We start from the raw sequence: 24,742 nt of genomic DNA on the forward strand, positions 1-24,742 counted from the left end.
GTCGGCGGGCGGACCACTCGCCGGGCTTTTAAATCATATCGCCGCGAACCGACGCCCCCTCCTGCTCGGCCCGCCGGCGTGTGAGCACGTCCGCGGCCTCGCGCGCCACGTCCTCGTCGGCGCCGAGCATGCCGAGCGCGGCGGGGAGCGTCGGCATCGCGAGGGAGGCCTCGCGGAGCCGGTCGAACGCCTCCGCGTCGCGGGTGCCGTCGACCCACAGGCAGACGCCGCGCGGGTCGAGCACCTCCTCGTAGGCGTCGCGGGCCAGCGCTCCTTTTAAACGCTGGCGCACGTTGTCCTCGAAGCTCGCGTTACACACCTCGAGGTGAATCGGCTCGTCATCCGCGAGGAGTTCGGCCGCGAGGCACTTCTCGGGGGCGGCGTACCCGTTGTCGCTCGCGCGCACGCGGTCCGGGTGCGCCTCCGCCCACTCGGCGCGCACCGAGGTGCCGACGCCCTTCACGCCGTACTCGGCCTCGAAGTCGGCGGCGGCGTCGGCGTCGGCGTCGCCGCCCATGATCACATCCTTGGTGAGGTAGACATCGAGGCGCTCGACGGGGTCGAGCCCGAGCGCGACGTCGCCGAACGCCCACACCTCACGGACGGGGACCGGCATCGTCTCGTTCTCGACTCGGTCGACGAGGGTCGCCAGCCGGTCGACGGCCTGCTCGCGGTTCATTACCGACCCGTACGCGGGTCGCGGGCAAACCGGTTACGCTCGGCGGCGGTCGCCGGGGGAGGGTCCCGCGGCGACCGCCGGGTCACACCTCGTCGAGCCGCGACGCGACCGACTCCCAGTGACCGCCCTTCCAGAACCAGCGCCCGCAGTCGCGACAGCGCCACGCGGGGCGGGCGCCGGCGTCGGGAGTGCCGCCCGTCGCCACGTCCGTCGCGTCGCCCGCCGGCGACGCGCCCACGTCGTCGGGCACGTACTCGGGGTAGTCGTCGGGGTCGACCTCGACGCCCTCCGGGCCGACCCGCTCCACCGGCCCGTTGCAGGCGCCGCACCGCGTCGGCGACGCGGCGAGTTCGACCGGGAGCCCCGCCGCGGCGACCTCCCGGAGTTGGTCGAGCACGTCGCGCTCGGTCAGGCAGAGCGCGTCGTCGGCGCGGGCGGCGAGCTCGCGGTCCCGGGTGATCAGGGTCCGGTCCTCGGCCGCCGCGAGCGACAGGAGCCGGTCGTCGGCCTCGACCCCGCGGTCGAGCGCGTACGCCGCGTCGTACCCGCACATCCGGAGGTACGTCGCGAGCTTCCCGCACATCGCGTCGCAGAGGACGGGAGGGCGGTCGGGAGCCGGCGCGTCCGGTTCGGTGGCCCCACCGCTGTCGCCCGCCGGCCCGGTCATTTATAAAAGGAACGAGCGGAGCCCGTTGAGCGACCGGGCGTTGAGCACGTCGGCGGCCGCGGCCCAGCCCCGACGGGCGGTGTGGACCCCGTACCTGGCGTTGTCGAGTTCGCGAGGCGCGTGCGCGTCCGTGTTGACGGCGATCGTCGCGCCCGCCTCGACCGCGGCGCGGACGAACTCCCCGTCGGCGTCGAGGCGCGCGGGGTTCGCGTTCACCTCGATCGCGGTGTCGGCGTCGACCGCGGCGGCGACGACGGCCTCGACGTCCGGTTCGAGGCCCGGCCGCTCGTTGATCAGCCGTCCGGTCGGGTGACCGAGAACGTCGACGTGCGGGTGTTTGACGGCGCGGACCAGCCGGTCCGTGGCCGCCTCGGCGTCCTGGCCGAGCGCCGAGTGAGGCGACGCGACGACCAGATCGAGGGCGGCGAGCGTCTCGTCGTCGGTCGAGAAGTCACCGTCGGCGTCGATGTTCGCCTCGATCCCGTGGAGCACGGGAATGTCGACGCTCTCGGCCGCTTCGGCGACCGCCGCGGCCTGCGATTCGATCTCGTCCTCGTCGAGCCCGGTGTTGCCGAATATCCCCGGGCCGGCGGCGTGGTCGGTGACGACGTGGTAGTCGTACCCCCGTTCGGCGGCGGCCCGCGCCATCTCGGCGATCGAGAACCCGCCGTCGGACCAATCGGTGTGGGTATGGAGGTCGCCGCGCAGGTCGTCCGGGTCGACGAGAAGCGGGAGCTCGCCCGCCGCGGCCGCCTCGACCTCGCCGTTGTCCTCGCGGAGCTCGGGCGGGACCGGATCCATGTCGAGCGCCTCGTAGACGCCGGCCTCGGTCTCCCCGGCGACGCGCTCGCCCACGCGCCGGGCGTCGGCGTCCGCGTCGTCGCCTCCGGCATCCGCGTCGTCGACGTCGCTGATATCGAACAGGCCGTACTCGTTGAGCTTCAGGTCGCGGTCGATCGCGCGGTTGCGCACCGCGACGTTGTGGGCGCGCGAGCCGGTGAAGTACTGGAGCGCGGCGCCGAACTCGTCCGGGTCGACGATCCGGAGGTCGACCCGGGTCCCGCTCGCGCGGACGCTCGCCTTCCCGGTGCCCGCCTCGATCGTCGCGTCGGCCTCGGGCCAGTCGGTGAGCGCCTCGACGATCGGCTCGCGCGCGTCGCTGGCGACGAGGAGGTCGATATCGCCGATCGTGTCCTTCCAGCGCCGGATCGAGCCGCACACCTCGACCAACTCGACCGCGTCGCGGTCGGCGAGGTAGGAGAGCGCCGCGTCGGCGACGGGCCGCGCGTCGCCGAGCCGGGTGCGCTCGCGGGCCTCGCGGGCGAACGGGATGTTGTCGAGGATGTTCTCCTCCGTCTTCGCGCCGAACCCGGAGACCTCCTGAATCTCGCCGGCCTCCGCGGCCGCCTCCAGCTCGTCGAGGGTGGTGACCCCGAGCGCCTCGTAGAGGCTCCCGACCGTCTTCGGGCCGACGCCCTCGACCGCCGTGAGCCCCGCCATGTCGACCGGGAGCTCCTCGCGCAGCTCCTCTAACTCCTCGATCTCGCCGGTCTCGACGTACTCGACGACCTTCGACGCGATCGCGTCGCCGACGCGGTCGATCTCGGCGACGGCGTCCTCGCCCTCGGCCGCGAGGCCCTCGATCGGAGCGGCGTGCTCGCGGACGTTCTCGGCGGCGCGGCGGTACGCGGTCGGCTTGTACTCCACGCCCGTCGCCTCGAGCAGGTCGGCGAACTCCTCTAAGAGGGCGGCGACCTCGTCGTTCCGGCTCATTACCTCGGCGTTCGGCCGGGCTCTCCTTATACTACCCGGCGACCGGTGTCACGCGCGTCGCGGTCGGACGGTCAGGGGGCGACGTGGTCAAGCGATCACGAGGCGGTGCGGTCGATCGGCGGCGCCGACGCGACGTACCGCCGGACGAAGAGCACGACGACCGCGCCGAGGAGGACCAGCCCGCCCGCGGCGCCGAAGGCGACCGCGTAGCTCGCGGCGGCGAGCCGGCCGCCGACGACGCTCCCGACCCCGCCGGCGAGCGCGCCGAGCGCGGCGTAGGTCCCGAGCGCCTCCCCCCGGATCGAGAGCGGCGCGAGGCGGGCGACGAGCGTCCCCGCGGTCACCGCGATCACCGCCCACGTCAGCCCGACCACGGCGAAGGCGACCGCGGCGGCGCCGAACCCGAGCGCGGTCGCGCCCCACACCGCGCCGACGAGCGCGACCGCGGGGAAGGCGATCCCGCGGGTCGAGAGCGAGGCGACTTGGAGGATCGCGGCGTCGCGGTCGGCGGTCAGCCGGCCGGCGGCGCCGAAGAAGGTCGCGGCGGCGAGCCCGTTTATCAGGTACAGCGCGAACACGCCGTCGGAGCCGAAGCCGACGGAGGTGAGGAACGCCGGCAGCGGCGCGAAGAACACCGCGAAGCCGGCGAACGCGCAGAAGACGGCGGCGAAGTACAGCGCGAGGGCGGGCGTGAACCGCTCCACGAATCGGCGGGGATGGAGCCCGCGGAAGTCGGCCCGCCCCACGGTGAACGGGAACGCGGCGGTCCGGACGCTGAACCGGTCGGCCGAGCGGATGGCGCGTCGGAGGCGGTTTCCCGACGCCCGACGGTCGCCGCCGGGGCCTGGGTCCGCGGGCAGCGTCCGGACTCCGAGGCCGAGTCCGAGCACGGCGGCGGCCGCGAGCGGGACGAACAGCCACCGGATCACCGCTTCGGCCGAGAGGAACTGCCCGCCGACGCTCGTCCAGACCGCGCCAAGCAACAGTCCGATCGCCCAGCCGATGCCCTGGTACTGGTTCAACAGCGCGATCCGTTCGCTCCAGGCGCTCTCCGGGACGTCGGCGACCGCGAGCAGCGTCAGGACGGGCGTCGCCGCCGCGAACGCGAACCAGATCGCGCCGTTCGCGACGATCACCGGCGTCACCCGGTCGGTGAGCGGAACCACGGCGATGCCGGCGGCGGTGAGCGCCAGCATCGCGAGCACGATCGGGCGGCGCTTCCCAGTTCGGTCGGCGATCCGCCCGGCGCCCAGCGCGGCCGGGACCCCGACGACGGCGGCGACCGCGGCGAGCACGCCGAGCACGACCGGTCCCCCGCCGAGCTCGACGACGTACAGCGGGACGACGAGCGAGGCGCCGCCGAACGCGACCGACCCGAGCCCCCAGCCGTACAGCCAGCGTTCGGCCATGCCACCGAGTGGCGGAGGCTGTCGGATAGACGCACCGATCCGTCACGTGCCGGTCGGCGGCGCGGGGTGCCGGTCGGCGGCGCGGGGTGCCGGTCGGCGGAACGCACGCCCGAGACACGGGGAGCGCCACCGGCGTCATCGATAAGTCCCGCAGGCCCCGAACGGTGGACGTGTCCATCGACGAGACCGACGGCGGCGAGACCGACCGCAACGTGTTCGGCGGCGAGCTGGCGCCCTGCGGCGGCGAGCCGACGACCGGGTACCTCCGCGACGGCCGCTGCCGGGACGTCGACGGCGACGTCGGCGAACACACCCTCTGTGCGGTCGTGACCGCCGAGTTCCTGACGTACAGCCGCGAACGCGGCAACGGCCTGATCACGCCGCGGCCGGAGTTCGACTTCCCCGGGCTGGAGCCGGGCGACCGCTGGTGCCTCTGCGTGGGCCGGTGGGTCGAGGCGGCCGACGCGGGGGTCGCGCCGCCGGTGGTGTTGGAGGCGACGAACGAGTCCGTACTCCGCGCCGTCGACCCCGACCGGCTCCGTGAGCACGAGTTCGACCCGGAAACGTTCGATTCGGACGGGTTCGAGCCGGACGGATTCGACCCGGACGGGGTCGGTGCGGACGGGGTCGGTACGGACGAGTAACCGCCGACGCGGCGGCTACTCGGCGTCTTCGGCGGCCGCGTCGAGGAGCATGACCGCGCCGCCCAGCAGCGCGACGTTCTTCAGGAAGTTGATCTTGTTGCCGTGGCGCTCCTTCCCTTCCATCGTCCAGAAGTTATGGATCGAGGGGGTCGTCCCGAGGAAGAAGACGATCAGCGCCCCGGCGGACGCCCGCGGGAACTTCCAGAAGACGACGCCGAGGTTGGCGACGAACAGCATGCCCGTGACGAACGGGACGAGCACGTCGGGCATCGGGACGCCCTTCTCCTCGGCGACCGAAACCCGCTTCTCGTTGTTCTTGAACCCGTCGACGGCCATGTACGCCAAGATGCCGCCGTAGAGGGCGCGACCGATCGCGGACGGCGGGGAGGCGGACTCCCCTCCAGCGGCCGCCTCGTCGTCGCTCACGCCGACACCACCTCGATGCGGCTGACGTTCGCGTCGACGCGCCCGACCGTCTCGTAGGCGCCGTCGTCGCTCCGGCGCATGATCCGGCCCTCGACGTCGTCGCGCTGGTCGGGCACGTCGAACAGCCCGGAGCCGCAGATCACGTCGCCGTCGTGGACGGCCCACGTCTCGACGATCTCGTGAGGCTCGCCCGGGAACGGGACGCGCTCGAAGTCGCGGCCGAAGTTCGTCGACTCGAACAGCGCGACCTCGTGGTCGTCGTTCACCCACGCCGGCGGCGCCTCCTCGCCGCCGCAGAAGAAGACGGTGCCGTCGTGGACGAACACCCGCCGGATGTACGAGAAGTCGTTTCCGGCGTCGATCCGGCTCCACGACTCGCCCGCGTCGGTCGTCCGCCAGAGCCCGCCCTCGCCGACCGCGTGGCCGAGGCCGAGGTTCTCCAAGTCGTGGTCGAGGTAGCCGGTCGCCGCGAGCCACACGTCCTCGGAGATCGGCAGGACCTGGTGGACGTCGTCGACGATTGTGTCACGCCGGTCCGCCCACGTCTGTCCGGCGTCGTCGCTGAGGTGGATCCCGCCGGCCTCGACGCCCGCGATCAGCCGCTCGGGTCGCCCCGGGACGGCCTCCAGCGCTCGGAGCCTGGCGTAGTGGGGGTCGATCGGCGACTCCCAGCGGCCGCGCGAGGGCAGGTCGCGGAACCCCTTCAGCTCCGTCCACGTCTCCCCGTCGTCGACCGAGCGGAAGATGTAGGGGTCGTTCGTCCCGGCGTACAGCGCGCCGTCGGCCGTCGCGAGGATCGACCAGACCTCGCTCTGCCCGGCGTGCCAGAAGCGGTCGCCGAGGGGGACCTCGAGGTCCTCCCACGTCCGGCCGCCGTCGCGGGAGCGGTACGCGCCCGTCGAGGAGGCCACGAAGACGCCCTCCGCGTGGTCCCACGACTTCACCGCGGTGACGACCTCGCAGTCGAGCACCCGCTCCGCCTCCTCGCGCTCGAACGGCACGTCGTCGACTCGATAGAGCCCGTCGTCCGTCCCGATCAACAGTGTCATACACGGATACGTGGGTCGGACGCCTACTAAAGTTTTTACCAAGCTGTAAAACGCTAAGTGGCCGGGGGTGTAATCGGAGAGCGACGAGGGGTCGCCGGCGGCGTGACCGCGCTGCCGCGGCGCGGCGTCGGCGGACTCATGAGACCACCTATGACCACACCGCACCCGACCAAGCGACCGACCGACGCGGCGCACCTCGACGACGACATCGACCCCCCGCGGGAGCTGCTGAACCTCCCGTGGATCGACATCCACAACCACGCGCACACGCTCTCGTGGGACGACCGCGAGCGCTACGCGCTCTCCGGGTGTCGCTCCATGCTGATGGTCGCGTCCGGCTACCACTGGACCCCCTACAAGCCGGTCGAGGCCGACGACATCCGGTTCCTCTGGGACGACGCGATCAACCGCCGCGCGGCCATCGAGCGCAATCACTTCTTCGAGGCGAAGCTCGGGCTCGGCGTCCACACCGGCGTCCGCATCGAGAACCCCGACGAGCTGATCGAGGCGATGGACGACTACTGCGCGCTCGACGAGGTCGCCGCCGTCGGCGAGACCGGCGTCGTCCCCGCCGGCCACGTCGAGGGGTGGGCCCTCGACGAGCAGCAGGCGGTCGTGGGAGCGCAGATGGAGCTCGCCGAGAGACACGACCTCCCCGTGATCCTCCACACGCCGAACACGTCGACGGAGTCGAAGCGCTCCTACCGGGACGGGCTCGGCGTCACTCCCGGCTACGAGAAGAACGCGGGGCTCGGCACGGACCCTGTCCTCGACGGCGAGAACCCCGCGCTCGACGCGGTGCGGCTCGACGTCGAGGCGATGCGCGACGCCGGGCTCGACGACGAGCGTGTCGTCGCCTCCCACGCCGACCGCAACAACACCGAGTACCTGATGAAACAAACCGACTGCTACCTGAGCTACACCATCGGCCACTCGTGGCTGGTCGGCGTCGACGCCGCAGATGTCGCCGACGCGATCGACGAGTACGGGCCCGACCGGATCATGGTCGACACCGACTGCGCGAACGTGCTCCGCACCGACCCGTACGCCCTCAAGCGCGCGATCTTCGAGCTGTATCGGTACGGGATCGACGTCGACGATATCCGAACTGTCGTGCTGGAGAACCCGCGAGAGGTCTTCGACTTCGAGCAGGAGTAAGCGCGATCCCGCCGGGGCGACCCGCCTAAACCACGTTCTTCAGGCAGATCCCTGAGCGACGGCGACGATCGCTTATAAATCGACACCGTGCAGTGGCGTGCGCCTCCGAGTGGCCGCCACCGGCGGCCACGAGGAGCACGCGCGAGGGAGTCGCTGGCGCCGGCGGCGCCAGCGACGAGGCTGGGGAGGTGTGAGGTGCGGTGCTGTGCGGGTGGGACTCAAAGGGGCAGTCGCGAGGACGACTTAGGCGACGAAAGCACCGCAAGGAGCGAGTGAAACGAGCGACTGAGGAGCGCAGCGAGCGTAAGTCGTCCTCGCGACTGGGGCTTTGGAGGTGTTCACTGCCGATCCGTAGTCAGCGATTTATAAGCGAGCGACTGGGGCTTTGGAGGCGTTCACCGCAGCGTCAGCGACCACGGATAAACAGCCGACGGCAACACCACTCGACCGCTTATAAAAGTCGCGAGCCGACTCGGCTCACGTACTCCCGTGAGAGTCGTCGCGTCGCTATTATTTGTCGTACGCGAACTCGCTCGTGAGTTCGCCGACGCCCTCCACGCCGACCGTGACGCTGTCGCCGTCCTCCAAGAGGACCGGCGGCTCGCGGTAGACGCCGACGCCCGGCGGCGTGCCGGTGAACAGCAGGTCCCCCGGCTTCAGCGTGAACGCCCGACTGCAGAAGGAGACGAGCTCGTCGATCCCGAAGATCAGGTTCGCCGTCGTCGACTCCTGGAGCCGCTCGCCGTTCACGTCCGCCCAGATGTCGAGGTCGTGCGGGTCGTCCACCTCGTCGGTGGTCACGATATCCGGGCCGATCGGGGCGAACGAGTCGAGGCTCTTGCCGCGGACCCACTGGCCGTCGCCGTGCTGGAGGTCGCGGGCGGACACGTCGTTGCCGACGGTGAAGCCGGCGACGTACTCCAACGCCTCCTCGGGGTCGACGCGGCGGGCCTCCTCGCCGATGACGGCGACGAGCTCGGCCTCGTAGTCGACCTTCCCCGTGAGCTCCGGGTCCCACGAGACGGTGTCTTCGGGCCCCGTCACCGAGGTCGGGAACTTCGAGAAGAGGACGGGCTCGTCCGGGATCGGGTTGTCGCCCTCCTCCGCGTGGTCGCGGTAGTTGAGCCCGACGCAGACGACCTTCTCCGGGTCGGAGACGGGCGCCGCCCGCGAGACGGCGTCGGCGTCGTAGCGCCCGACCCCCGTCTCCGCCGCGTACTCGACCGCCAGTTCGGCCTTCCGGCGCCACTCCCAGTCGGCGAGCAGGCCGGTCGTCGATTCGTCGATGTGGACCCCGGTGGCCGCGCCCGCTTCGGGGAGGCTGACGACCGCGTCGCCGCCGTCGATCAGCGCGCCGCACCAGGGCTCTGCCGCGTCCGTCGTTCGGTATTGTCCGATTTTCATGTGAGATGAGGGAATGAGGGTGGTGAAATCGATCGCGGGGGCTACAGGTCGATGCCGGCGTCGTCGAGCAGGCGCTCGCCGGAGGCGACGAACCGGTCGAACTCCTCGCCGAGCTTCGGGTTCGTCAGCTCGCCGTCGCGCTTGACGACCTCGCCGTCGACGAGCACCGTGTCGATGTGGGAGGGGTCAGACTGGAAGACGACCGTCTGGACCGGCGAGTGCGAGGGCGCCGTCAGGAAGTCGGTCGCGTCGAAGAGAACGAGGTCGGCGCGCTTGCCGGGCGTGATCGTTCCGATCTCGTCGTCCAGGCCCAGCGCCTTCGCGCCCTCGATCGTCGCCATCTCCAGCGTGTCGCGCGCGGAAATGCTCACTTCGGTGACCTCCTCGTCGCCCTCTAAGACCGCCTGGTTGTCGAACATCCGCTGGAGCTGCATCCCGATCCGCATCTGGCTGCCCATGTCGCCGCTGACGTTCGAGCAGACGTCGACGCCCCACGCCGGGCGGCCGCCCGCCTCGAGCACCTTCCCGGTGACGGGGATGCCGTGGCCCATCTGCATCTCGACCTCGGGCGTCGAGGAGAAGGAGACGCCCTGCTCGACGGCGTGGTCGACGTCCTCCTGCGAGAAGTGGTTCCCGTGGGCGACGTTGATGTCGGGCCCCAGCATGTCCTCAATAGCACCGAAGCCCTGGTAGTCGTCACCGTACACCGACGACGGCCACAGCGCGGCGCCCATGTGGATCGTCGAGAGCACGCCCAGGTCCCGTGCCAGTTCGAGGTCGCCCCGGGCGGTCTCGTCGGTACAGAAGTCCGGCCCGCGGAGCCCGAGGGCGAGGCTGAGCAGGTCGTCGTCGCGGATCTTCTCCTCGTAGAGGCTCCGGACGTTCTCCTCGGGGAGGCCGACGTCGCTCTCGTACCACCACTTCGCCGCGTCGTCGCCTGGCGGGCCGTAGGTGTACACCGCGCGCAGGCCGGTGTCCTGCAGCGCGTCGACGGCGCGTTCGCCGTGTTCGAGCGTGTTCGGGTACGACCAGTCCAGGGCCGTCGTCGTCCCCGTGTGGAGCTTCTCGAACGCGCCGAAGAGCCCCCCGAGGTACATGTCCTCGGGCTGGTAGAGCCCGGTGATGTTGCCGAGCATGTGGTCGAAGTACTCGCCCATGAGCGACCAGTCCCCGGCGATCCCCCTGACTTGGGTCTGCGCGAGGTGGATGTGCGAGTCGACGAAGCCGGGAACGACGATCTGGCCGGACGCGTCGATGACCTCGGCGTTCTCGGCCGAGAGTCCGTGACCGACGTCGACGATCTCGCCGTCCTCGATCAGCACGTCCGCCCCCTCCAAGTCCCCGATATCGGGATCGAGAGAGACGACCGTCCCGTCCCGAATGATCTTTCGTGTCATGTCCGACTGTACCGTTTGACCATGAGGTTAAAAATTTACTGTATGGTAAATCGAGCGGATCGGTGGGATCGCTTATGTATCTCACCGTCGGAGAGGGCCGTATGAGCGAATCCCGCGAGACCGTCTCCTCCAAGGACACCGAGGAGGTGATCATGGAGGCGACGTTCCGTGCGCTGAGCAAGCACGGGTACACCGACCTCCGGATGCGCGACATCGGCGAGGAGATGGACCTGACGCGGCAGGTGATCCATTACCACTTCGACGGCAAGTACGACCTGCTGTCGTCGTTCCTCGAGTACGTCATCGACCAGTACGAGGGGAGCGTCGAGGTGGACGCGGACGACGATCCCCGCACGGAGCTCGACGCGCGGATCGACCAGTGCTTGTTCGGACCGGAGTTCGAGGAGTTCTCGCACTGGGAGCGCATGAAGGTGTACCACGAGCTGTACACCCACGCGCAAAACGACGGCGACCACCGGGAGATCTTCAACGAGCACTACGACCGCGTCCGCGGGAGCATCGTCGAGGTCGTCGAAGAGGGGATCGAACAGGGCGAGTTCGAGCCCGTCGACGCCGAGCGGATGGGCCAGCTCATCACCGACATCATCCACGCCGCCCGCGGCCGCCGGATGGCGCTCGGCCACGAGGACGCGCCGGCGGAGGCGCGGAAGGCGATCGACCAGTTCGTCCTCGACTCGCTGTACGCCGACGACTGACGGGAGCGCCGGCGGTCACGGCGCTACGCCGTCGCCCACAGTCCGGCGGCCACGAGGGCCGCCGCGCCCACCGAGCCGGCGAGCAGCGCGAAGGCGGGGCGGAATCCGGCGACGTCGGCGAGCGCGCCGACGAAGGCGGGCGCGACCGCGCCGGCGCTCATGGTCAGCGTCCGGACGACGCCGAGGCCGCCGCCGGCCAGCCGCTCGGGGAGGGCCTCGACGAGGTAGGCGGCGCGGACGGGGCGGAGCCCGTGGGACCCGACCCCCAGCGCGACGACGAGCACACCGAGGACGACGGCGCCCGATCCCGCGAGCGCGACGATTCCGACGAGGGCCGCCGCCGCGAGCCCGAGCGCGGCGACCATTACCGGGAACCGACCGAGTCGGTCAGAGAGGTCACCGGAGACGAGCTGCACGAACGTGACCGCGAACAGCGCGGAGTACAGCAGGCTCGCGGTCGTCGTGTCGAGGCCGGCCGCCTCGGAGAGGTACAGCGGGAGGAACGCGACCGTCCCGTTGTACGCGAACGAGAAGGCGATCGTCACGAAGACGAACGCTCCGATCCGCCTGTCCTCGAACAGCGCGAGGTAGTCGCGGGCGCTCGGTTCCGGGCCGTCGCGCACCGGGCCTCGGTCGGCGTCGACCGGGAGCCGCCCCGGGACGCGAACGAGGAAGGTCGCGGCGAGCGCGAGCGCGACGATACCGGTGACGACGAAGAGCGCGCGCCAGTTCGCGCCCGGCAACCGCGAGAGCGGGGTCGCGAGCGCGGGGGGCGGGGAGACGAACAGCACCACGGCCGCGGGCGCGACCACCCCGCCGAACGCGCCGACGGTGTCGAGAATGCCCAGTGCGCGCCCGGTTCGAGCCGGATACACTCGTGCGAGCAGCCGGATCGCGACCGTTTTGTGCACGCCCGTCCCCACGCCGATAACGAGCATCGCGCCCACGAGCGCGACGAAGGGCGCGTCGAACAGCACCGCGAGCGACCCGAGGCCCGCGACGGCCGCTCCCGCCGCGATCACCCGGACCGCACCGACGCGGTCGGCGACCGTTCCGCTCGGGAACTGCAGCAGCGCGTAGGCGGCCATGAATCCCGAGAACGCGGCGCCGACGGCGGCGTTGCTCACGCCGTAGCTCGCCTGTAACGGCTCGAAGAGGGGCGGGAACGCGTACCGAACGAACTTCCCGAGAAACCAGATCAGGGCGGTCAGCGCGAGCACTTCGTACTCCCTGACTCGCCCGAGGTTCATCGAGCGAACGTACTCCGGTGGCACGTATAAGCGTCGTGAAGGCCCCGAGCGGAGTCAACGAACCCTGTTGGCGTTGGGTGAGAAGCGGACGGGCGGGGGTGGAGAGGCGATCGCAGCCGTCGGCGAACCCCTGCTGGCGGCGTTCAGAACGGGCCCTTGCCGCCGCCCATCATGTCGCCGAGGCCGCCGCCGCCGTCGCCGCCCATCTTCTTCATCATGCGCTGCATGTCGCCCTCGCCCATCCCCTGGAACTGGCTGATCGTCTGTTCCATCATGGAGTGCTGCTCTAAGAGCTGCTGGACCGTCTCCTCGTCGGTGCCGGAGCCGCGGGCGATCCGCTCGGTGCGCGACTGGCCGACGACGCGGGGGTTCGTCAGCTCCTCATCTGTCATCGAGTCCATGATGCGCTCGAACTTGCGCATCCGGTCCTGCGTCACGTCCATCGCGTCGTCCGGGAGCTGGTCCATCATCCCGCCGCCCATGCCGGGGATCATGTCCATCACCTGGTCGAGGGGGCCCATCCGGTTCATCGCGTCCATCTGCTTTTTCATGTCCTTCAGGGTGAACTCCCCCTGCAGCATGTCCTGGGGGTCCCAGTCCTCGTCCTCGTCCTGGGCCTCCTGCATGGCGCGCTCGACGCGCTCGGAGAGCTGTTTGAGGTCGCCCATCCCGAGCAGCCGCGAGATGAACCCGGAGGGCTCGAACCGCTCGATGTCCTGGACGGTCTCGCCGGTCCCGAGGAAGGCGATGGAGGAGTCGGTCTCGTTGACCGCCGTGAGCGCGCCGCCACCTTTCGCGGTCCCGTCGAGCTTGGTGATCATCACGCCCTCGATGCCGATCGACTCCTCGAACTGGCGGGCCTGCTCCTTCGCGCCCTGCCCGATCGCGGCGTCGAGCACGAGGAGGGAGCGGTCGGGGTCGACCGCGCGCTCGATCTCCTCGATCTCCGCGATGAGGTCGTCTTCGAGCGCGTGGCGCCCGGCCGTGTCCACGATGTGGACGTCGGCGTCTTCGGTCTCCGCTAAGCCCGTCCGAGCGATGTCGACGGGGTCGTCGTTGTCGGGGTTCCCGTAGAAGTCGACCTCCGCGCGCTCGCACATCTGCTTGGCCTGGTCGTACGCGCCGGGACGGAAGGTGTCCGTCTGGATGACCGCGGGGCGGAGTCCCTTCTTCGAGAACCACCACGCCATCTTCGCGGCGGAGGTGGTCTTCCCCGACCCTTGGAGGCCGGCGAGGAGGATCGTCTGGTTTTCGAGGGGGAGCTCCGTCGAGTCCCCGACCAGCTCGACCATCTCCTCGTAGACGATCTTGAGGACGTGGTCTTTCGCCGTGGTGCCGCCCGGCGGCTCCTCTTCGAGGGCCCGGGACTTGATCGAGTCCGACAGCTCCATGACGAGGGAGACGTCGACGTCGGCCGAGAGGAGCGAGCGCTGGATCTCCTTGACGATCTCCTCGACGTCGCTCTCGGAGAGCCGGGACTTCCCCTGGAGCTTGTCGAGGCTGCCCCGCAGGGACGAACCGAGGTCGTCGAGTACCATTTGCCGGAGATAGGCGGTCGACGCGGTAAAGCTTTGTTCGTCGGCGTCGCCGAAGGCGGCCGCGGGATCGCGCGGGCCGCCCGCCTCAGAGCTCCTCGGCGATGTGCCGCTCCAGTCGGGTCACGAGCTCCGGGCGAAACGTCCAGAAGCCGTCCCAGACGTTGGGTTCGTCCTCGAGCGCGAGCAGCGCGACGTGGTCTCCCTCGGAACCCCTTGGCGGCGTGAACACGACGAACCACGACCGTCGGTACGGGTACGAGGTGCCGGTGTGGACCGTCAGCGGGAGCGCCGAGAGCTCCTCGGGGTCGCCGACGCCGTAGACGTGGACGTCGACGCCCGTCTCGGCGACCCGTTCGTACACCGCGTTGGTCCCGCGTTCGTCGTTGATCCGCGAGAGGCGCTGGAACGAGGCCCGGAGCGTTCCGTCGCCGCGCTCGGCGGCGATCCGCTCTATCACTCGCGAGACGAGGATCAACAGGAGCTTCTCTTTGTCCGACGCGGGGTATCCGCGGACCCGAAACGGGACCTCGTCGAGGCCGCGGAGCACGTCGGGAAGCTCGATCTCGTCGAGTCCGACCGTCCCGGTCTTGTACAGGTCGGAGTTGATGAGCAGCACCGACTCGAGGAGCTCGTCGAGCGTCGACCGCGCGATCACGTCGCCATCCTCCACCAGCGCGACGACGTCGGCGTCGCTCGCGGCGTCGGATTCGACCTCTGAAACGCTGACGGGCTGGCCGTCGAGGAGCGAGTCGATCAGATTTCGCACTGGGTCCGGCGACGACCGGTTCACCACGACGAGGTGTCGGTCCGGTGATTCGAGCTCGTCGAAGAACGAGCGGAGCGATTCGATCATACCTGAACAACGCCCTACCGAGTCAAAACGGTTACTCGACACCGCCGCCGACGAGCCGCGCGCCGGCGGCGTCGATCCGACAGGCCTCGGGGTCGTACCCCGCGTCGGAGAGCCCGGTGTCGAGCGCGAAGACGGTGCGACCGAGCATCGCCATCGCAGCGCCGGAGTCGGCTCTGCCCCCGCCCGAACCGTCGCCCCTACCCGAACCGTCTCCCCCGCCCTCCGCGTCGTCGACCGCCGCGATCGCCTCGGCGACCTCGGGGACGAGGAGGTCCGCCTCGCGGGCGAACGCGCGGGCCGCGTCCATCAGGGTCGGCAGCCGCGGGTCCGCGCGGAGCCGGTCGAGCGCGTCCGTCCCGGCCGCCGAGAGCGCGGTCGTGTCGCCGCCCAGCACCGCCTCGGTCGACAGCTCGCCGAAGGTGACGTACTCCACGCGGGCGGCCGCGGGGACTCCGTCGAGTTCCCCGACGCCCGGCGCGCCGGGCTCCAGCCGGACCGGGACGCCGCCGCGCGCCTGCGCGACCACGTCGCCGAGGCCGGTGCCGCGGCCCACCTCCGCCTCGTGGGCGATTCGGACGAGCTCGTTCTCGGAGCGCCCGCGGTCGAGGGCGTCGTTGGCCGCGAGCGCCGCGCCGAGCGCCGCGGCGCCGGAGACCCCGAAGCCGGCGCCGATCGGGAGGTCGGTCTCGATCGCGACGTCGACGGGTGCCCCGTCGGCGCCGTCCACACCGCCCGCACCACCCGCACCACCCAGCTCCGCGAGCACGTCCTCGACTGCGCCGATCGTCCCGGACTCGCCGTCGATCGTGCGCGATCCGGCGTCGGCGTCGCTCTCGGCTCGGTCCGCCGCCGACACCCGGACCGTCACCCCGTCGGTAAGCGTGAGTCCGGCCCCGCGCGACCCGGCGGCCGCGGCGCGCTCGGCCGGATGCGCGCTGAAGAAGGCGGTGACGTGCCCGGGGACGAACGCGGTCGCCCGCTGCCTGCTCATGGCGAACCGGAGGATCGGACATCGATTAACGGTTGTTATCCGCGGCGGACGGAGCGCCGATGCCCGGGACCGGGCGCCCCGCCGACACCGCAGGCCTAAATATCCCCCACCCAAATCCGGGCCGTATGCGAGACCAGTTGCGCCCCCTCCTCGCCGCCGTGCTGGCGCTAACGTTCCCGGGACTCGGCCACCTCGTCTTGCGCCGGTGGGGGCGGGCGCTGCTGTGGCACGTCACGATCGTCGGCGGCGGCGTGGCGCTGCTCGCGCTCTACGACGTCGACCCGAGCGGGTCGACCGGGTCGCCGTTCGAGGCCGCCGCCGCGCTCCCGGACGAGATCGCCCTCCCGATCGTCCTGCTGTCCGTGCTGTCGGCGATCGACGCCTACCTCGTCGGCCGGGCGGACGTCGCCGAGCGGAAGCGCGTCGACGCGACCGCCGAGGCGGTCCGCCGCCGCGCCGCGAGCGCCGACGACGACGTGGGGGCCGCGGGCTCGCCGGTCGCCGAGGTCACCGGCGAGGGCGGCGAGGACCTGCGGGTCGAGTGCCCGAACTGCGGCAAGGAGACCGACGCCGAGCTCGACTTCTGTCACTGGTGTACGGAGCCGCTCCCGTGGGACGAGGCGGAGTGAACTACCCCACCCTACTCAGCCACAGGCGTGGCTTCGTTGAGGGTGGGGCTTCCTGTTTCCACGACGCGCTTTGCAGACACGCGAGTGGTGTCCGTAGGGAGCGCAGTCTCCACAGGCGTGGATTCGGGCCATCCCAGCCCTAGTTCAGCAAACCCTCTCTGCAAGACGTTCATCGCCGCGTTCGCGTCACGGTTACACTTGAACCCACAACTTGGACACGAGTGCTCTCTGACCCAGATGGGTTTCGCTGTCTCCACACCACATGTCGCACACTCTTTGGTCGTTCCCGCTGCTTCGACTTGCACGACGTGTGTCCCGTACAGCTCACCTTTGTATTCCAGAAGAGTGATGAACTGTCGCCACGCCGCAGCCTGCTTGTTCCGCGCGTTCCCATCGCCTTGAAGCATCTCAGCGACGTTCAGGTCTTCCACGAACACCGCATCGTACTCTGTGACGAGCCATATCGTGAGCTTGTGCTGGTAGTCCAGCACCTTCTGACGGATGTGGCGTTTGACCTTCGCAACCGCTTGGCGCTGGTTTTCGTAGTTGTTTGACCCGTGTTCTTTCCGTGAGAGTTTGCGTTGTTCACGGTCCAGACGCTCATATTCGTCTTCGAGGTCGATCCAGTCCACAGTCGTCCCGTCCGAAGTGTGGATGTAGTTGAGGATGCCGAGGTCAACGCCGACGCTATTGTCCGTGTTGAGCGAGTCCACGTCGGGTTTCTCGGGCAGATCAGCCTCGTCGGTTTCCAGCCCGAACGAAATGAACCAGTCACCGGTCGTCTCTTTTTTCACTGTCATCTCTTTAATAACTGCTTCGTCGGGGATCTCGCGGTGGTAGCGGAGTTTGATCTCTCCGATTTTGGAGAGCCAGAGCGTCGCGCGTCGGCCACTCGTGTTTTTGAGTTTGAAGCCAGACTGCGAATACGTTATACTCTGGAACTCTCTCGGAGACTTCCAGTTGAGCTTCCCGACCTTGCGTCCGTTTTGCTTCCGCTCGGAGAGTCCAGTGAGATTCTGGTAGAACCGAGTGACGGTTCGTTGCAGAGCCTTCGAGTTGACTTCCGAGAAAACGGGGAACTCGTCTTTCCAGTCGGGGAGTCGGGAGTGGTGCTTGTACGCAGAGCCGATGTCGTCGGCGTCAACGTTCTCGTACTCGTACAGGGTGTAGTTGTACGCTTGGCGATGAATGTCGATATGGAAGTCTAGTTCAGCCGCTACCTCTTGTGTCGGGTAGGCATGGTAGCGGTGACTATACTCCATCGCTGTCTATTGATTATCGATATGTTGTATTAATGGTTTGTACTGGTGTGCGGCGATTCATCCCCTCCCTACTCGCTCCCGTTGGTCGCTCCTCGAGGAAGGGGCATTCTCGCCTCACTTCTGGTAAACCCGCCGTGCGTCGGCGGGCCCGGGAGTTCGATCGTGATCGTTGATTGATAGGCGGGGTGTCTATTTGTCCCTCCGTCACGTGTCGGTCGTATGGAACACGCAGAGTACGTGTACACCAGCGGACTGTCCGAATCCGACATCGACGAGTACCTGCGAGCGGGCGATCACGGCGTCCTCGGGCTGGCGGACGGCAACGACGCGTACGCCGTCCCGCTGAGCTATCACTACGACGGCGATCGATTCCTGCTCCGAGTGAGCGAACACGACGACAGCGAGAAGGAGCGGTTCATCGAAACGACCGAGACCGCCACGTTCGTGTGCTACGAGGCGTCGACGGCGGAGTCGTGGAGCGTCCACGTTCGCGGTCCGCTCCGGGAGTGGCGGGCGGACGTCGACGAGAAGACGCTCAACGAATGGTTCCCGCCGTTCCGGCTGTTCGACGAGGCGGTGGAGAGCGTCGGGTTCTCCCTGTACGAGCTGGAAATGGAGAGCATCACCGGTCGGAAAACTGTGGAGTAGGGAACTCGCCGCACGGAGTCGACCCCTTCCCACGATCGGGACCGACCCCAAGCTATCGCGGGGCGGCGTTCCGAACGACTCCGACAGGCGGATGTCGGCGAACCGCTGGCGTGGACCGAACTCGTCCGGGACGTGTCGTCGGCCCCGGGCTTCTTTCCGCGAGGCGGCCGAACGGCCCGTATGGCGAACCCGCCGCCAGCGGTCGATCTCAAGCCCGACCTGACGGACGACGTCGCCCTCGTCACGGGGGCGAATCGCGGGATCGGCGCCAAGATCGCCGCGAGACTCGCCGAACTGGGAGCGACCGTCTACGCCGGCGCTCGGGATCCGAGCGACGTCACCGCGGCCGACCGACACGCGGTCCGACTGGACGTGACCGACGACGACGAGATCCGGGCGGCGATCGACCGGATCGAGCGCGAGCGGGGCTCGCTCGACGCCTTGGTGAACAACGCGGGCGTCTTCCCCCGGTCGGGGCCGCTCCACGAGATGGAGATGGACGCGTTCGACCGCACGACGGCCGTGAACCTTCGCGGGCCGGTCGCGGTGACCAAGCGCGCGCTGCCGCCGCTGCTGGACGGGGACGGGAGTCGCGTGGTCACCCTCTCGTCGGGGCTCGGCCGGTTCACCGAGGGCGAAATGGGCGGTCAGTACCCGGCGTACCGACTCTCGAAGGTCGGGGTCGGCGGGCTGACCGCGTACCTCGACGGCGAGTACGGCGACCGGGGACTCATCGCGAACGCGGTCTCACCCGGCTGGGTCCGAACGGACATGGGCGGGGAGGGCGCTCCCCGGTCGCCGTCGAAGGGGGCCGAGACGCCGGCCTGGCTCTGTCGGTTCGCGCCGGGAAGCCCGAGCGGACGGCTCTGGAAGGACCGCGAGCGAATCTCGTGGTAGCCACCCGGATCGACACCGAGTCGGCCGGCGAGGGCCCGGCGGGTCTCAAGTGCGTTCGGACCCAACGGGCGCCATGACGAAGCATCCGGAGACTATCGCGGGCGTCCATGACGTCGACTGCGCGGGCCTCCAGGCGCTCGTGACCGGGTCGACGAGCGGTATCGGACGCGCCGCGGCGCTCGCGCTCGGTCGGCTCGGCGCCGACGTCATCGTACACGGCCGCGACCGGGAGGCCGGAGCGGCCGTCGTCGACGAGCTCGAGGCGACCGGTTCGCACGGCCGGTTCGTCCGGGCGGACTTCGCGGACTCCGATTCGGTGCGGGAGCTCGCCGCGAGCGTTCGCCGGGAGACGGACGAGCTCGACGTGCTGATCAACAACGCCGGCGGCTTCTTCCGGAAGGGGCGATTGACCGACCTCGGCGTCGAGTACACCTTCCACGTCAACCATCTCAGTCCGTACCTCCTGACGGCCGAGCTGCTCGATCACCTCGCCGACGGCGCCCGGGTCGTGACGACGGCGTCGGCCGCCCACCGGGGAACGGAGCTCGACCTCTCGAGGGTATGCACGGTCGAAGGGCACTCGGCGACGTGGGCGTACGGCCACTCGAAGCTCGCGAACGTCCTGTTCGCGAACGAACTTGCCGCCCGCTTGGACGCGACCGACCGGAACGTCGTCTCGAACAGCGTCCATCCCGGCGCGATCCCGGGGAGCGGGTTCAGTCGATTCCTCCCGGCACCGCTGCCGCGCGTCCTGGGGGCGCTCGACGCCCTGCCCGTCGTCACGAGCGTCGCGGACGGCGCCGCCGAACTGCTCGTCCCCGCCGTGTCGCCCCGAACGGCCGACGTGTCTGGCCGGTACTTCTCCGGTCAGCGACCGACGCGGCCGGCGCGCGCGGCGGTGGACGCGGCCGCCGCCCGCCGTCTCTGGAAGGCGAGCGCCGAGCTTCTCGACACTGAGCCGCCGCTCTCGACCGCCAGGTCGTGAATCGGGCGGTCGACGTTCGAGAGAACCGGTCGACGAGCGGGGCCTCACTTCGCCGGACAGCGGTCGATGCCGAGCGCTCGGTACAGCAGACACCGCCGCGTCGCGCCCTCGACGATCAGGACCGCCGCGGCGATACCGAGGCCGACCGCGGAGACGACCGGGACGCTCACCGTGCCGCTCGCGACGAGGAGTGCGAGCGCCGCGGTCGCGACGCCGCCCGCGATTCGGGCGATCGCGTCGATCCGTCCGACGTTTCGCTGCATACGCGTCATAGCGGCTCCGCGGGCTAAAGCGCTGGGTGACTGACCCCCGGCGAAGGGGCGAGAATGCCGTCGCGTCGTCTCGAGCGTGCCGATCACGCGGACGTCGCCGTCGAGCTCGCCCGGGCGACGGCCCGCTACCGCTGTGTGACCCGCCACGTGGTCGCCCCGGTGTACGACCACTTCTCGATCTCGAGGTCCTGCATCGAGTCCTGGAGCCGGACGATCAGCGCGCCGATCTCCTTCGGCGAGAGGTCGACGTCGTCGGCGATGAACTTCGCTTTGAAATACGTCTCGCCGTCGGCCGCCTCGGCCCGGAGGAACTCGGCGAGCCGGTCGGCCTTCGACTCCGACGACTCGGGCGAACTCGCGGCCGACCGCTCGGCGGTGTCGGTCGCGCTCATGACCGGCTCGCGGCGCTGTCGTGGTCGTGACCGATGACGACGCACGCCGCGTGGAGGGCGATGAGCGCCAGCGGGCTCCACCCCTCGAATCCCATCGCGCCGTAAGCGGCGGGCACGTACGCGAGCGGCAGGATGATCGCCGCCCAGAAGGCGACCGCGCGAACGCTCGCGACCGCTCGGTTCCAACAGGCGCTCGAGACGCTGGCCCCGATCCGCATCGGCGCTCGAATCCGTGAGGAGGACGTTTTGCTTGACATGGGGAACACCGGACGTACTCGTCGCATGGAGCGGGGACATCATATAACGGCCAGAGCGTTGGCGCTGGTTCGCTTGGATTAACCGAGATACCGGACGTTTCGGGACCGTTCACGAACCGCCCGCGACCGTTCAAATAGCGTCCAGAGACTATTAAACGGTTTATAATCCGCTGAGAGGATGTTATTCAGGAGCGCAGTCGGTCCGCGGGCGGCGACCGAATCACGTCTCGACGGAGCGCGATATCCCGCGGTCGCTCTTCGGGTCGCCATCGACCGCCGATCTGGTCGCGCGGGTAGTCCCGATAGGTGCCGTCGAGGAACGTGGTGACGCAGCCGATCGCCGCGGTGAGCGTGACCGCCCAGACGACCTCCTCGCGGAACGAGGCCTCCAGCGCGCTCAGGTGCGTGGTCCCCGTCCAGTCGCGGGTGCGATGTCGTCGCCTCCCGGCATCTCGCCCGGCGACCGTTCGGACTGCCGACCGGATCCCCGCCCCCGACGACGGCGAGGGCGAGGACGAACGGCGAGTCGTCGCTGAGACGCTCAACCGGACGCACAGGCCGAGAAGGACCCGTCAACGGCCGCGATGGATTTATGTTTTCTCTGGTACATTTCGACGTATGAATCAGCCGCCAGCAGAAGCGCTGGACGACGCGGCGATCGAGTCGTTCCTCGAAACGCAGTCGGTGGGGACCCTCTCGCTCGCCAAGGCGGACGAGTCGTACGGCGTCCCCGTCGCGTTCACCTTCGACCCGGACGCCCGAGACCTGTACTTCCGGCTCGGGTACGCCCCGGGGAGTCGCAAGCGAGAGTTCGTCGACTCGACGGATCGAGCGACGTTCGTCGTCGCCGACGAGACCGAGGCGGGCTGGAAGAGCGTCCTCGCGCGCGGCGAGCTCGAACACCGCAGCACCGTCGAAAGCCTCGACACGCACCGGTCGGGCGACGACTCGGTCAGTCAGGCCGAACGCGAACTCGCGATCCCCTTTTATAATGTGTTCGACGAGCCCGAGGACATGGTCTTTGCACTCGTCCGCCTCCCGATCGACGAGGTGACCGGCGTGGCGGAAGCCGGCACCAACTGACGCTAGGCGCTCGGAACCGGGGCGTGGGGCGAGTTCGGTCGGAGCCGGCCGAGACGGAGAGCCGCGACCGGACGAGTCGGATTCCGGGCGACGGCGCGAGCGCGAGACCGAGGCGCCGGGCGAATAGTTTCTCATCAGTGATAACTGCGGAGGAACTATCATATATCTCGGTGGCCGACCGTGTCGGTACGGACGCGAACGACGGACGGAACATGAGTCTGAATCCACGGCAATACGACGTACGGGAGCTGCGCCGGATCGCGGACGCACCGCGGGACGGCGCGGACGAAGCGCCTCGGGAGCGGCCGCTTCGTCAGCCGAACCGGAACCGAGCGGAGCAAGCGGCCCGCTCGGCCGCGTTCACCGAGCTGCTCCAGCGTCAGCGAGGGCTGCGGCTGTCCGGCGACGGGTCTCGACCCGCAGACGCCGAGGACCGCCCGTACCTGCGGGCGGTCCCGGCCTCGCCGGACGCGGAACGCGAGGTCGGCGACTGGCTCGGCTACCTCGTCGACGTCGGCGGTCACCTGCGGAGCCGCGACGCGCTGTCGTACTACGCCGAACTGGGCTGGGTCGCCCCCGCCGCGGTCGACGCGCTGACGCGTCGGCTGGAGGGGTTCGACGCCCCGCGCCACGATCGGCCGTTCACTCCCGCGGACCACCGGATCAGTCTCGTCTCCATCGTCCGAATCGCTTCGTGTGCGAGTGATCAAGAATGAGCGACGACGACGAATCCACGGAGATCAACGGTACAGACGGCCCCGAAGCGGTCGGCGTGAAACTCGGCAGCACCCGGACGGTGCTCGACCTCCCCGACGGTCGAGGCGGCCGCGAGCGCCACTCGACGCTGACGTGTCTGGCGACGTACGAGGACGCCATCACGGGCGAAGAGAAGGTCCTGTTCGGCCACGAGGCCGCGATCGAGTACCCCGACACGGTGCGGTTCATGCTCCGGTCCGGGCTGCCCGAGGACGACGAGAGCGTCGCGGACGCCGAGCGCTTCTTCGAGGCCCTCGTGGACGCCCACGACGTCCCCGAGGACAGCGCGGTCGTCTACGCGGTCCCCACCATCGACAACGAGGCGGGCGTGAAGAACCTCAAGTCGGTGATCGAGGGCTCCTCCATCGGTGAGGTCGAGACGCGGAGCTACCCCGAGTCGCTGTGCGGGGCGATCCCCGCCTACGGCGACGATCTGGCCGCCATCGACGAGGTGTTCGTCTCGATCAACATGGGGTCGACGACGCTGGAGGCGTGCGCCTACCGGCGCGGCGAGCAGCTCTCGCCGTTCTCGACCGGCTCGGTGACGGGCAACGAGGTCGACCGCCGGATCGTCGCCGCGGTCGAGGAGGAGAGCCAGGGCCGGGTCCACATCGACCGGACGACCGCTCGGGAGTACAAGGAGGAACACGCCGACGTGTACGACTTCGAGCCGTTCACCGACGTGATCCAGCAGCCCGGCGGCGGGAGCCACGAGTTCACCGTCGACCGCGGCGTCCGGGAGCCGGTCGACCGCTACATCGACGAGGCGGTCGACGCCGTCGCCAACGAGTTCCTCCCGGAGCTCGCGAACGACCACATGAAGCCGTACCAGCTCGCGCTTGGGCGCCCCATCGCGGCGACCGGCGGCATGGCCTGCATCCCCGGGCTCACTGAGGAGTTCGAGAAGCGCCTCTCGGCCGAGCTCGACCGCGACGTCGAGGTCGTCTCCCCCGACGACCCCGCGACCGCCGCCGCCGAGGGCGCCGGTCGGATCGCCGAGCGCCTGATCTGATCGGGCGGGTCACCCCCGACGCTATTTAAATATCGAACAGCCGCTCGGCGTCTTCAGCCTGCCGGCGGTAGATCCCCCGTCCCTTCAGCCGCGGCACCTCGTGCCGGTGGAGCGTCTCCGCCTCGCAGTCGTACAGCATGGGAAAGACGTTGGTCCGGCGGCGGGCGACCGTGTACGAGCACGCCGCGTCGACGAGCGACGGGTCCGGGTCGGCGACCGGGAAGACGACGTAGCCGAGGGGGGTCGTCGACCCGTGTCGGTCGTCGACGCGGTCGACGAGCACGTCGCGGAACGCGTCGGCGGTCGAGACGAGGTTCTCCGGCTCGGGATCCGAGTCGTCGTCGACCAGAGTGGCGAGGACGGTGACGGACCCGATCGAGTCGTCGTCGTCGCGTACCTCCCATACCGGGTCGAACCCGTTCGTGTTCCCCTCGATCGGCTCGAAGCCGTGTTTCCGGCGATTCGCGACGACGGCGTCGCGGTACTGCGTATGGTCCATGCGCACACACATGGACCGGATGATAAAAAATGACACACATACCGGCGACCGTCGCCCGTCGCAGCCCGGTCGCCGACGGAGTCCCGACGAGTCGGA

28 protein-coding genes are annotated in these 24,742 nt (G+C 69.5%); 10 read left to right on the plus strand and 18 right to left on the minus strand.

Annotated elements, in window-relative coordinates; all coding sequences use genetic code 11:
- Positions 1–28 precede the first annotated feature (28 nt).
- From Hrr1229_RS03795 to Hrr1229_RS03810, 4 genes are all read right to left on the minus strand, one after another.
- The gene (locus Hrr1229_RS03795) at positions 29–679 is read right to left on the minus strand and encodes a hypothetical protein (protein WP_123114117.1); all 651 of its coding nucleotides are present in this window, start codon (positions 677–679) and stop codon (positions 29–31) included.
- A gap of 82 nt (positions 680–761) precedes the next feature.
- Entirely contained in the window at positions 762–1,346 is a 585-nt protein-coding gene (locus Hrr1229_RS03800) for a Mut7-C RNAse domain-containing protein (protein WP_123114116.1), read from the minus strand.
- On the minus strand, positions 1,347–3,119 hold the full coding sequence (polX, locus tag Hrr1229_RS03805) for a DNA polymerase/3'-5' exonuclease PolX (RefSeq protein ID WP_123114115.1): 1,773 nt from the start codon (positions 3,117–3,119) through the stop codon (positions 1,347–1,349).
- Positions 3,120–3,214: 95 nt separating this feature from the next.
- Positions 3,215–4,528 carry an MFS transporter gene (locus Hrr1229_RS03810; protein WP_123114114.1) on the minus strand — a complete coding sequence of 438 codons (1,314 nt, stop codon included), beginning with the start codon at positions 4,526–4,528 and terminating at the stop codon, positions 3,215–3,217.
- 170 nt (positions 4,529–4,698) lie between these two features.
- On the opposite strand from Hrr1229_RS03810, the gene Hrr1229_RS03815 reads away from it, so the two are divergent.
- Entirely contained in the window at positions 4,699–5,172 is a 474-nt protein-coding gene (locus Hrr1229_RS03815; protein ID WP_123114930.1) for a DUF2237 domain-containing protein, read from the plus strand.
- A 15-nt stretch (positions 5,173–5,187) separates the two neighbouring features.
- Here Hrr1229_RS03815 and Hrr1229_RS03820 read toward each other — a convergent pair whose 3' ends face one another.
- Positions 5,188–5,598 (minus strand): DoxX family protein, encoded by a 411-nt coding sequence (locus Hrr1229_RS03820; RefSeq protein WP_123114113.1) that lies wholly within the window; start codon positions 5,596–5,598, stop codon positions 5,188–5,190.
- A complete protein-coding gene (locus tag Hrr1229_RS03825; RefSeq protein ID WP_123114112.1) occupies positions 5,595–6,647 on the minus strand; it encodes a sialidase family protein in 1,053 nt (350 codons plus the stop codon). The genes Hrr1229_RS03820 and Hrr1229_RS03825 overlap by 4 nt, the downstream gene beginning before the upstream one ends.
- 150 nt (positions 6,648–6,797) lie before the next feature.
- Here Hrr1229_RS03825 and Hrr1229_RS03830 point away from each other — a divergent pair, with 150 nt between their 5' ends.
- A complete protein-coding gene (locus Hrr1229_RS03830) occupies positions 6,798–7,805 on the plus strand; it encodes a TatD family hydrolase (RefSeq protein WP_123114111.1) in 1,008 nt (335 codons plus the stop codon).
- Positions 7,806–8,315: 510 nt separating this feature from the next.
- Here the strand turns inward: Hrr1229_RS03830 and Hrr1229_RS03835 are convergent.
- Complete coding sequence (locus Hrr1229_RS03835) at positions 8,316–9,209, minus strand: fumarylacetoacetate hydrolase family protein (RefSeq protein WP_123114110.1); 894 nt, start codon at positions 9,207–9,209, stop codon at positions 8,316–8,318.
- 41 nt (positions 9,210–9,250) lie between these two features.
- The gene (locus Hrr1229_RS03840; RefSeq protein WP_123114109.1) at positions 9,251–10,606 is read right to left on the minus strand and encodes an amidohydrolase family protein; all 1,356 of its coding nucleotides are present in this window, start codon (positions 10,604–10,606) and stop codon (positions 9,251–9,253) included.
- Positions 10,607–10,707: 101 nt separating this feature from the next.
- On the opposite strand from Hrr1229_RS03840, the gene Hrr1229_RS03845 reads away from it, so the two are divergent.
- Positions 10,708–11,322 (plus strand): TetR/AcrR family transcriptional regulator, encoded by a 615-nt coding sequence (locus Hrr1229_RS03845; protein ID WP_123114108.1) that lies wholly within the window; start codon positions 10,708–10,710, stop codon positions 11,320–11,322.
- A gap of 23 nt (positions 11,323–11,345) precedes the next feature.
- Here Hrr1229_RS03845 and Hrr1229_RS03850 read toward each other — a convergent pair whose 3' ends face one another.
- The 4 genes from Hrr1229_RS03850 to Hrr1229_RS03865 form a co-directional block, all read right to left on the minus strand.
- On the minus strand, positions 11,346–12,572 hold the full coding sequence (locus Hrr1229_RS03850) for an MFS transporter (protein WP_123114107.1): 1,227 nt from the start codon (positions 12,570–12,572) through the stop codon (positions 11,346–11,348).
- A gap of 143 nt (positions 12,573–12,715) precedes the next feature.
- Positions 12,716–14,110: a signal recognition particle protein Srp54 gene (locus Hrr1229_RS03855; RefSeq protein WP_123114106.1), complete on the minus strand. Its 1,395-nt coding sequence runs from the start codon at positions 14,108–14,110 to the stop codon at positions 12,716–12,718.
- Between the two features lie 85 nt (positions 14,111–14,195).
- Positions 14,196–14,963: a DICT sensory domain-containing protein gene (locus Hrr1229_RS03860; protein ID WP_123114105.1), complete on the minus strand. Its 768-nt coding sequence runs from the start codon at positions 14,961–14,963 to the stop codon at positions 14,196–14,198.
- A 31-nt stretch (positions 14,964–14,994) separates the two neighbouring features.
- The gene (locus Hrr1229_RS03865) at positions 14,995–15,954 is read right to left on the minus strand and encodes a sugar kinase (RefSeq protein ID WP_123114104.1); all 960 of its coding nucleotides are present in this window, start codon (positions 15,952–15,954) and stop codon (positions 14,995–14,997) included.
- A gap of 125 nt (positions 15,955–16,079) precedes the next feature.
- Between Hrr1229_RS03865 and Hrr1229_RS03870 the strand changes: the two genes are divergently transcribed.
- Entirely contained in the window at positions 16,080–16,583 is a 504-nt protein-coding gene (locus Hrr1229_RS03870; protein ID WP_123114103.1) for a DUF6677 family protein, read from the plus strand.
- Between the two features lie 11 nt (positions 16,584–16,594).
- On the opposite strand, the gene Hrr1229_RS03875 is transcribed toward Hrr1229_RS03870, so the two are convergent.
- Positions 16,595–17,845 carry an RNA-guided endonuclease TnpB family protein gene (locus tag Hrr1229_RS03875; RefSeq protein WP_123114102.1) on the minus strand — a complete coding sequence of 417 codons (1,251 nt, stop codon included), beginning with the start codon at positions 17,843–17,845 and terminating at the stop codon, positions 16,595–16,597.
- Positions 17,846–18,064: 219 nt separating this feature from the next.
- Here Hrr1229_RS03875 and Hrr1229_RS03880 point away from each other — a divergent pair, with 219 nt between their 5' ends.
- The 3 genes from Hrr1229_RS03880 (at position 18,065) to Hrr1229_RS03890 (ending at position 20,375) form a co-directional block, all read left to right on the plus strand.
- The gene (locus Hrr1229_RS03880) at positions 18,065–18,493 is read left to right on the plus strand and encodes a pyridoxamine 5'-phosphate oxidase family protein (protein ID WP_123114101.1); all 429 of its coding nucleotides are present in this window, start codon (positions 18,065–18,067) and stop codon (positions 18,491–18,493) included.
- Positions 18,494–18,673: 180 nt separating this feature from the next.
- The gene (locus tag Hrr1229_RS03885) at positions 18,674–19,390 is read left to right on the plus strand and encodes an SDR family NAD(P)-dependent oxidoreductase (RefSeq protein ID WP_123114100.1); all 717 of its coding nucleotides are present in this window, start codon (positions 18,674–18,676) and stop codon (positions 19,388–19,390) included.
- A 73-nt stretch (positions 19,391–19,463) separates the two neighbouring features.
- Positions 19,464–20,375 carry an SDR family NAD(P)-dependent oxidoreductase gene (locus tag Hrr1229_RS03890; protein ID WP_123114099.1) on the plus strand — a complete coding sequence of 304 codons (912 nt, stop codon included), beginning with the start codon at positions 19,464–19,466 and terminating at the stop codon, positions 20,373–20,375.
- A 44-nt stretch (positions 20,376–20,419) separates the two neighbouring features.
- Here Hrr1229_RS03890 and Hrr1229_RS03895 read toward each other — a convergent pair whose 3' ends face one another.
- The 4 genes from Hrr1229_RS03895 to Hrr1229_RS03910 all read right to left on the minus strand — a co-directional run bounded on the left by Hrr1229_RS03895 (position 20,420) and on the right by Hrr1229_RS03910 (position 21,841).
- Positions 20,420–20,638: a DUF2892 domain-containing protein gene (locus Hrr1229_RS03895; protein WP_123114098.1), complete on the minus strand. Its 219-nt coding sequence runs from the start codon at positions 20,636–20,638 to the stop codon at positions 20,420–20,422.
- Between the two features lie 134 nt (positions 20,639–20,772).
- Positions 20,773–21,039 carry a hypothetical protein gene (locus Hrr1229_RS03900; protein ID WP_123114097.1) on the minus strand — a complete coding sequence of 89 codons (267 nt, stop codon included), beginning with the start codon at positions 21,037–21,039 and terminating at the stop codon, positions 20,773–20,775.
- Positions 21,036–21,296: a hypothetical protein gene (locus tag Hrr1229_RS03905; RefSeq protein WP_123114929.1), complete on the minus strand. Its 261-nt coding sequence runs from the start codon at positions 21,294–21,296 to the stop codon at positions 21,036–21,038. The genes Hrr1229_RS03900 and Hrr1229_RS03905 overlap by 4 nt, the downstream gene beginning before the upstream one ends.
- A gap of 185 nt (positions 21,297–21,481) precedes the next feature.
- Positions 21,482–21,841 (minus strand): hypothetical protein, encoded by a 360-nt coding sequence (locus Hrr1229_RS03910; protein ID WP_123114096.1) that lies wholly within the window; start codon positions 21,839–21,841, stop codon positions 21,482–21,484.
- 73 nt (positions 21,842–21,914) lie between these two features.
- Between Hrr1229_RS03910 and Hrr1229_RS03915 the strand changes: the two genes are divergently transcribed.
- The 3 genes from Hrr1229_RS03915 (at position 21,915) to Hrr1229_RS03925 (ending at position 24,147) form a co-directional block, all read left to right on the plus strand.
- On the plus strand, positions 21,915–22,379 hold the full coding sequence (locus Hrr1229_RS03915; protein WP_123114095.1) for a pyridoxamine 5'-phosphate oxidase family protein: 465 nt from the start codon (positions 21,915–21,917) through the stop codon (positions 22,377–22,379).
- A 212-nt stretch (positions 22,380–22,591) separates the two neighbouring features.
- Positions 22,592–23,095 (plus strand): FlaD/FlaE family flagellar protein, encoded by a 504-nt coding sequence (locus Hrr1229_RS03920; RefSeq protein WP_123114928.1) that lies wholly within the window; start codon positions 22,592–22,594, stop codon positions 23,093–23,095.
- The gene (locus Hrr1229_RS03925; protein WP_123114094.1) at positions 23,092–24,147 is read left to right on the plus strand and encodes a hypothetical protein; all 1,056 of its coding nucleotides are present in this window, start codon (positions 23,092–23,094) and stop codon (positions 24,145–24,147) included. Before Hrr1229_RS03920 ends, Hrr1229_RS03925 begins: the two co-directional genes overlap by 4 nt.
- 25 nt (positions 24,148–24,172) lie before the next feature.
- Here Hrr1229_RS03925 and Hrr1229_RS03930 read toward each other — a convergent pair whose 3' ends face one another.
- Positions 24,173–24,646 carry a hypothetical protein gene (locus Hrr1229_RS03930; protein ID WP_123114093.1) on the minus strand — a complete coding sequence of 158 codons (474 nt, stop codon included), beginning with the start codon at positions 24,644–24,646 and terminating at the stop codon, positions 24,173–24,175.
- Positions 24,647–24,742 lie beyond the last annotated feature (96 nt).

This window comes from Halorubrum sp. CBA1229 (genome assembly GCF_003721435.2).
GTDB lineage: Archaea > Halobacteriota > Halobacteria > Halobacteriales > Haloferacaceae > Halorubrum.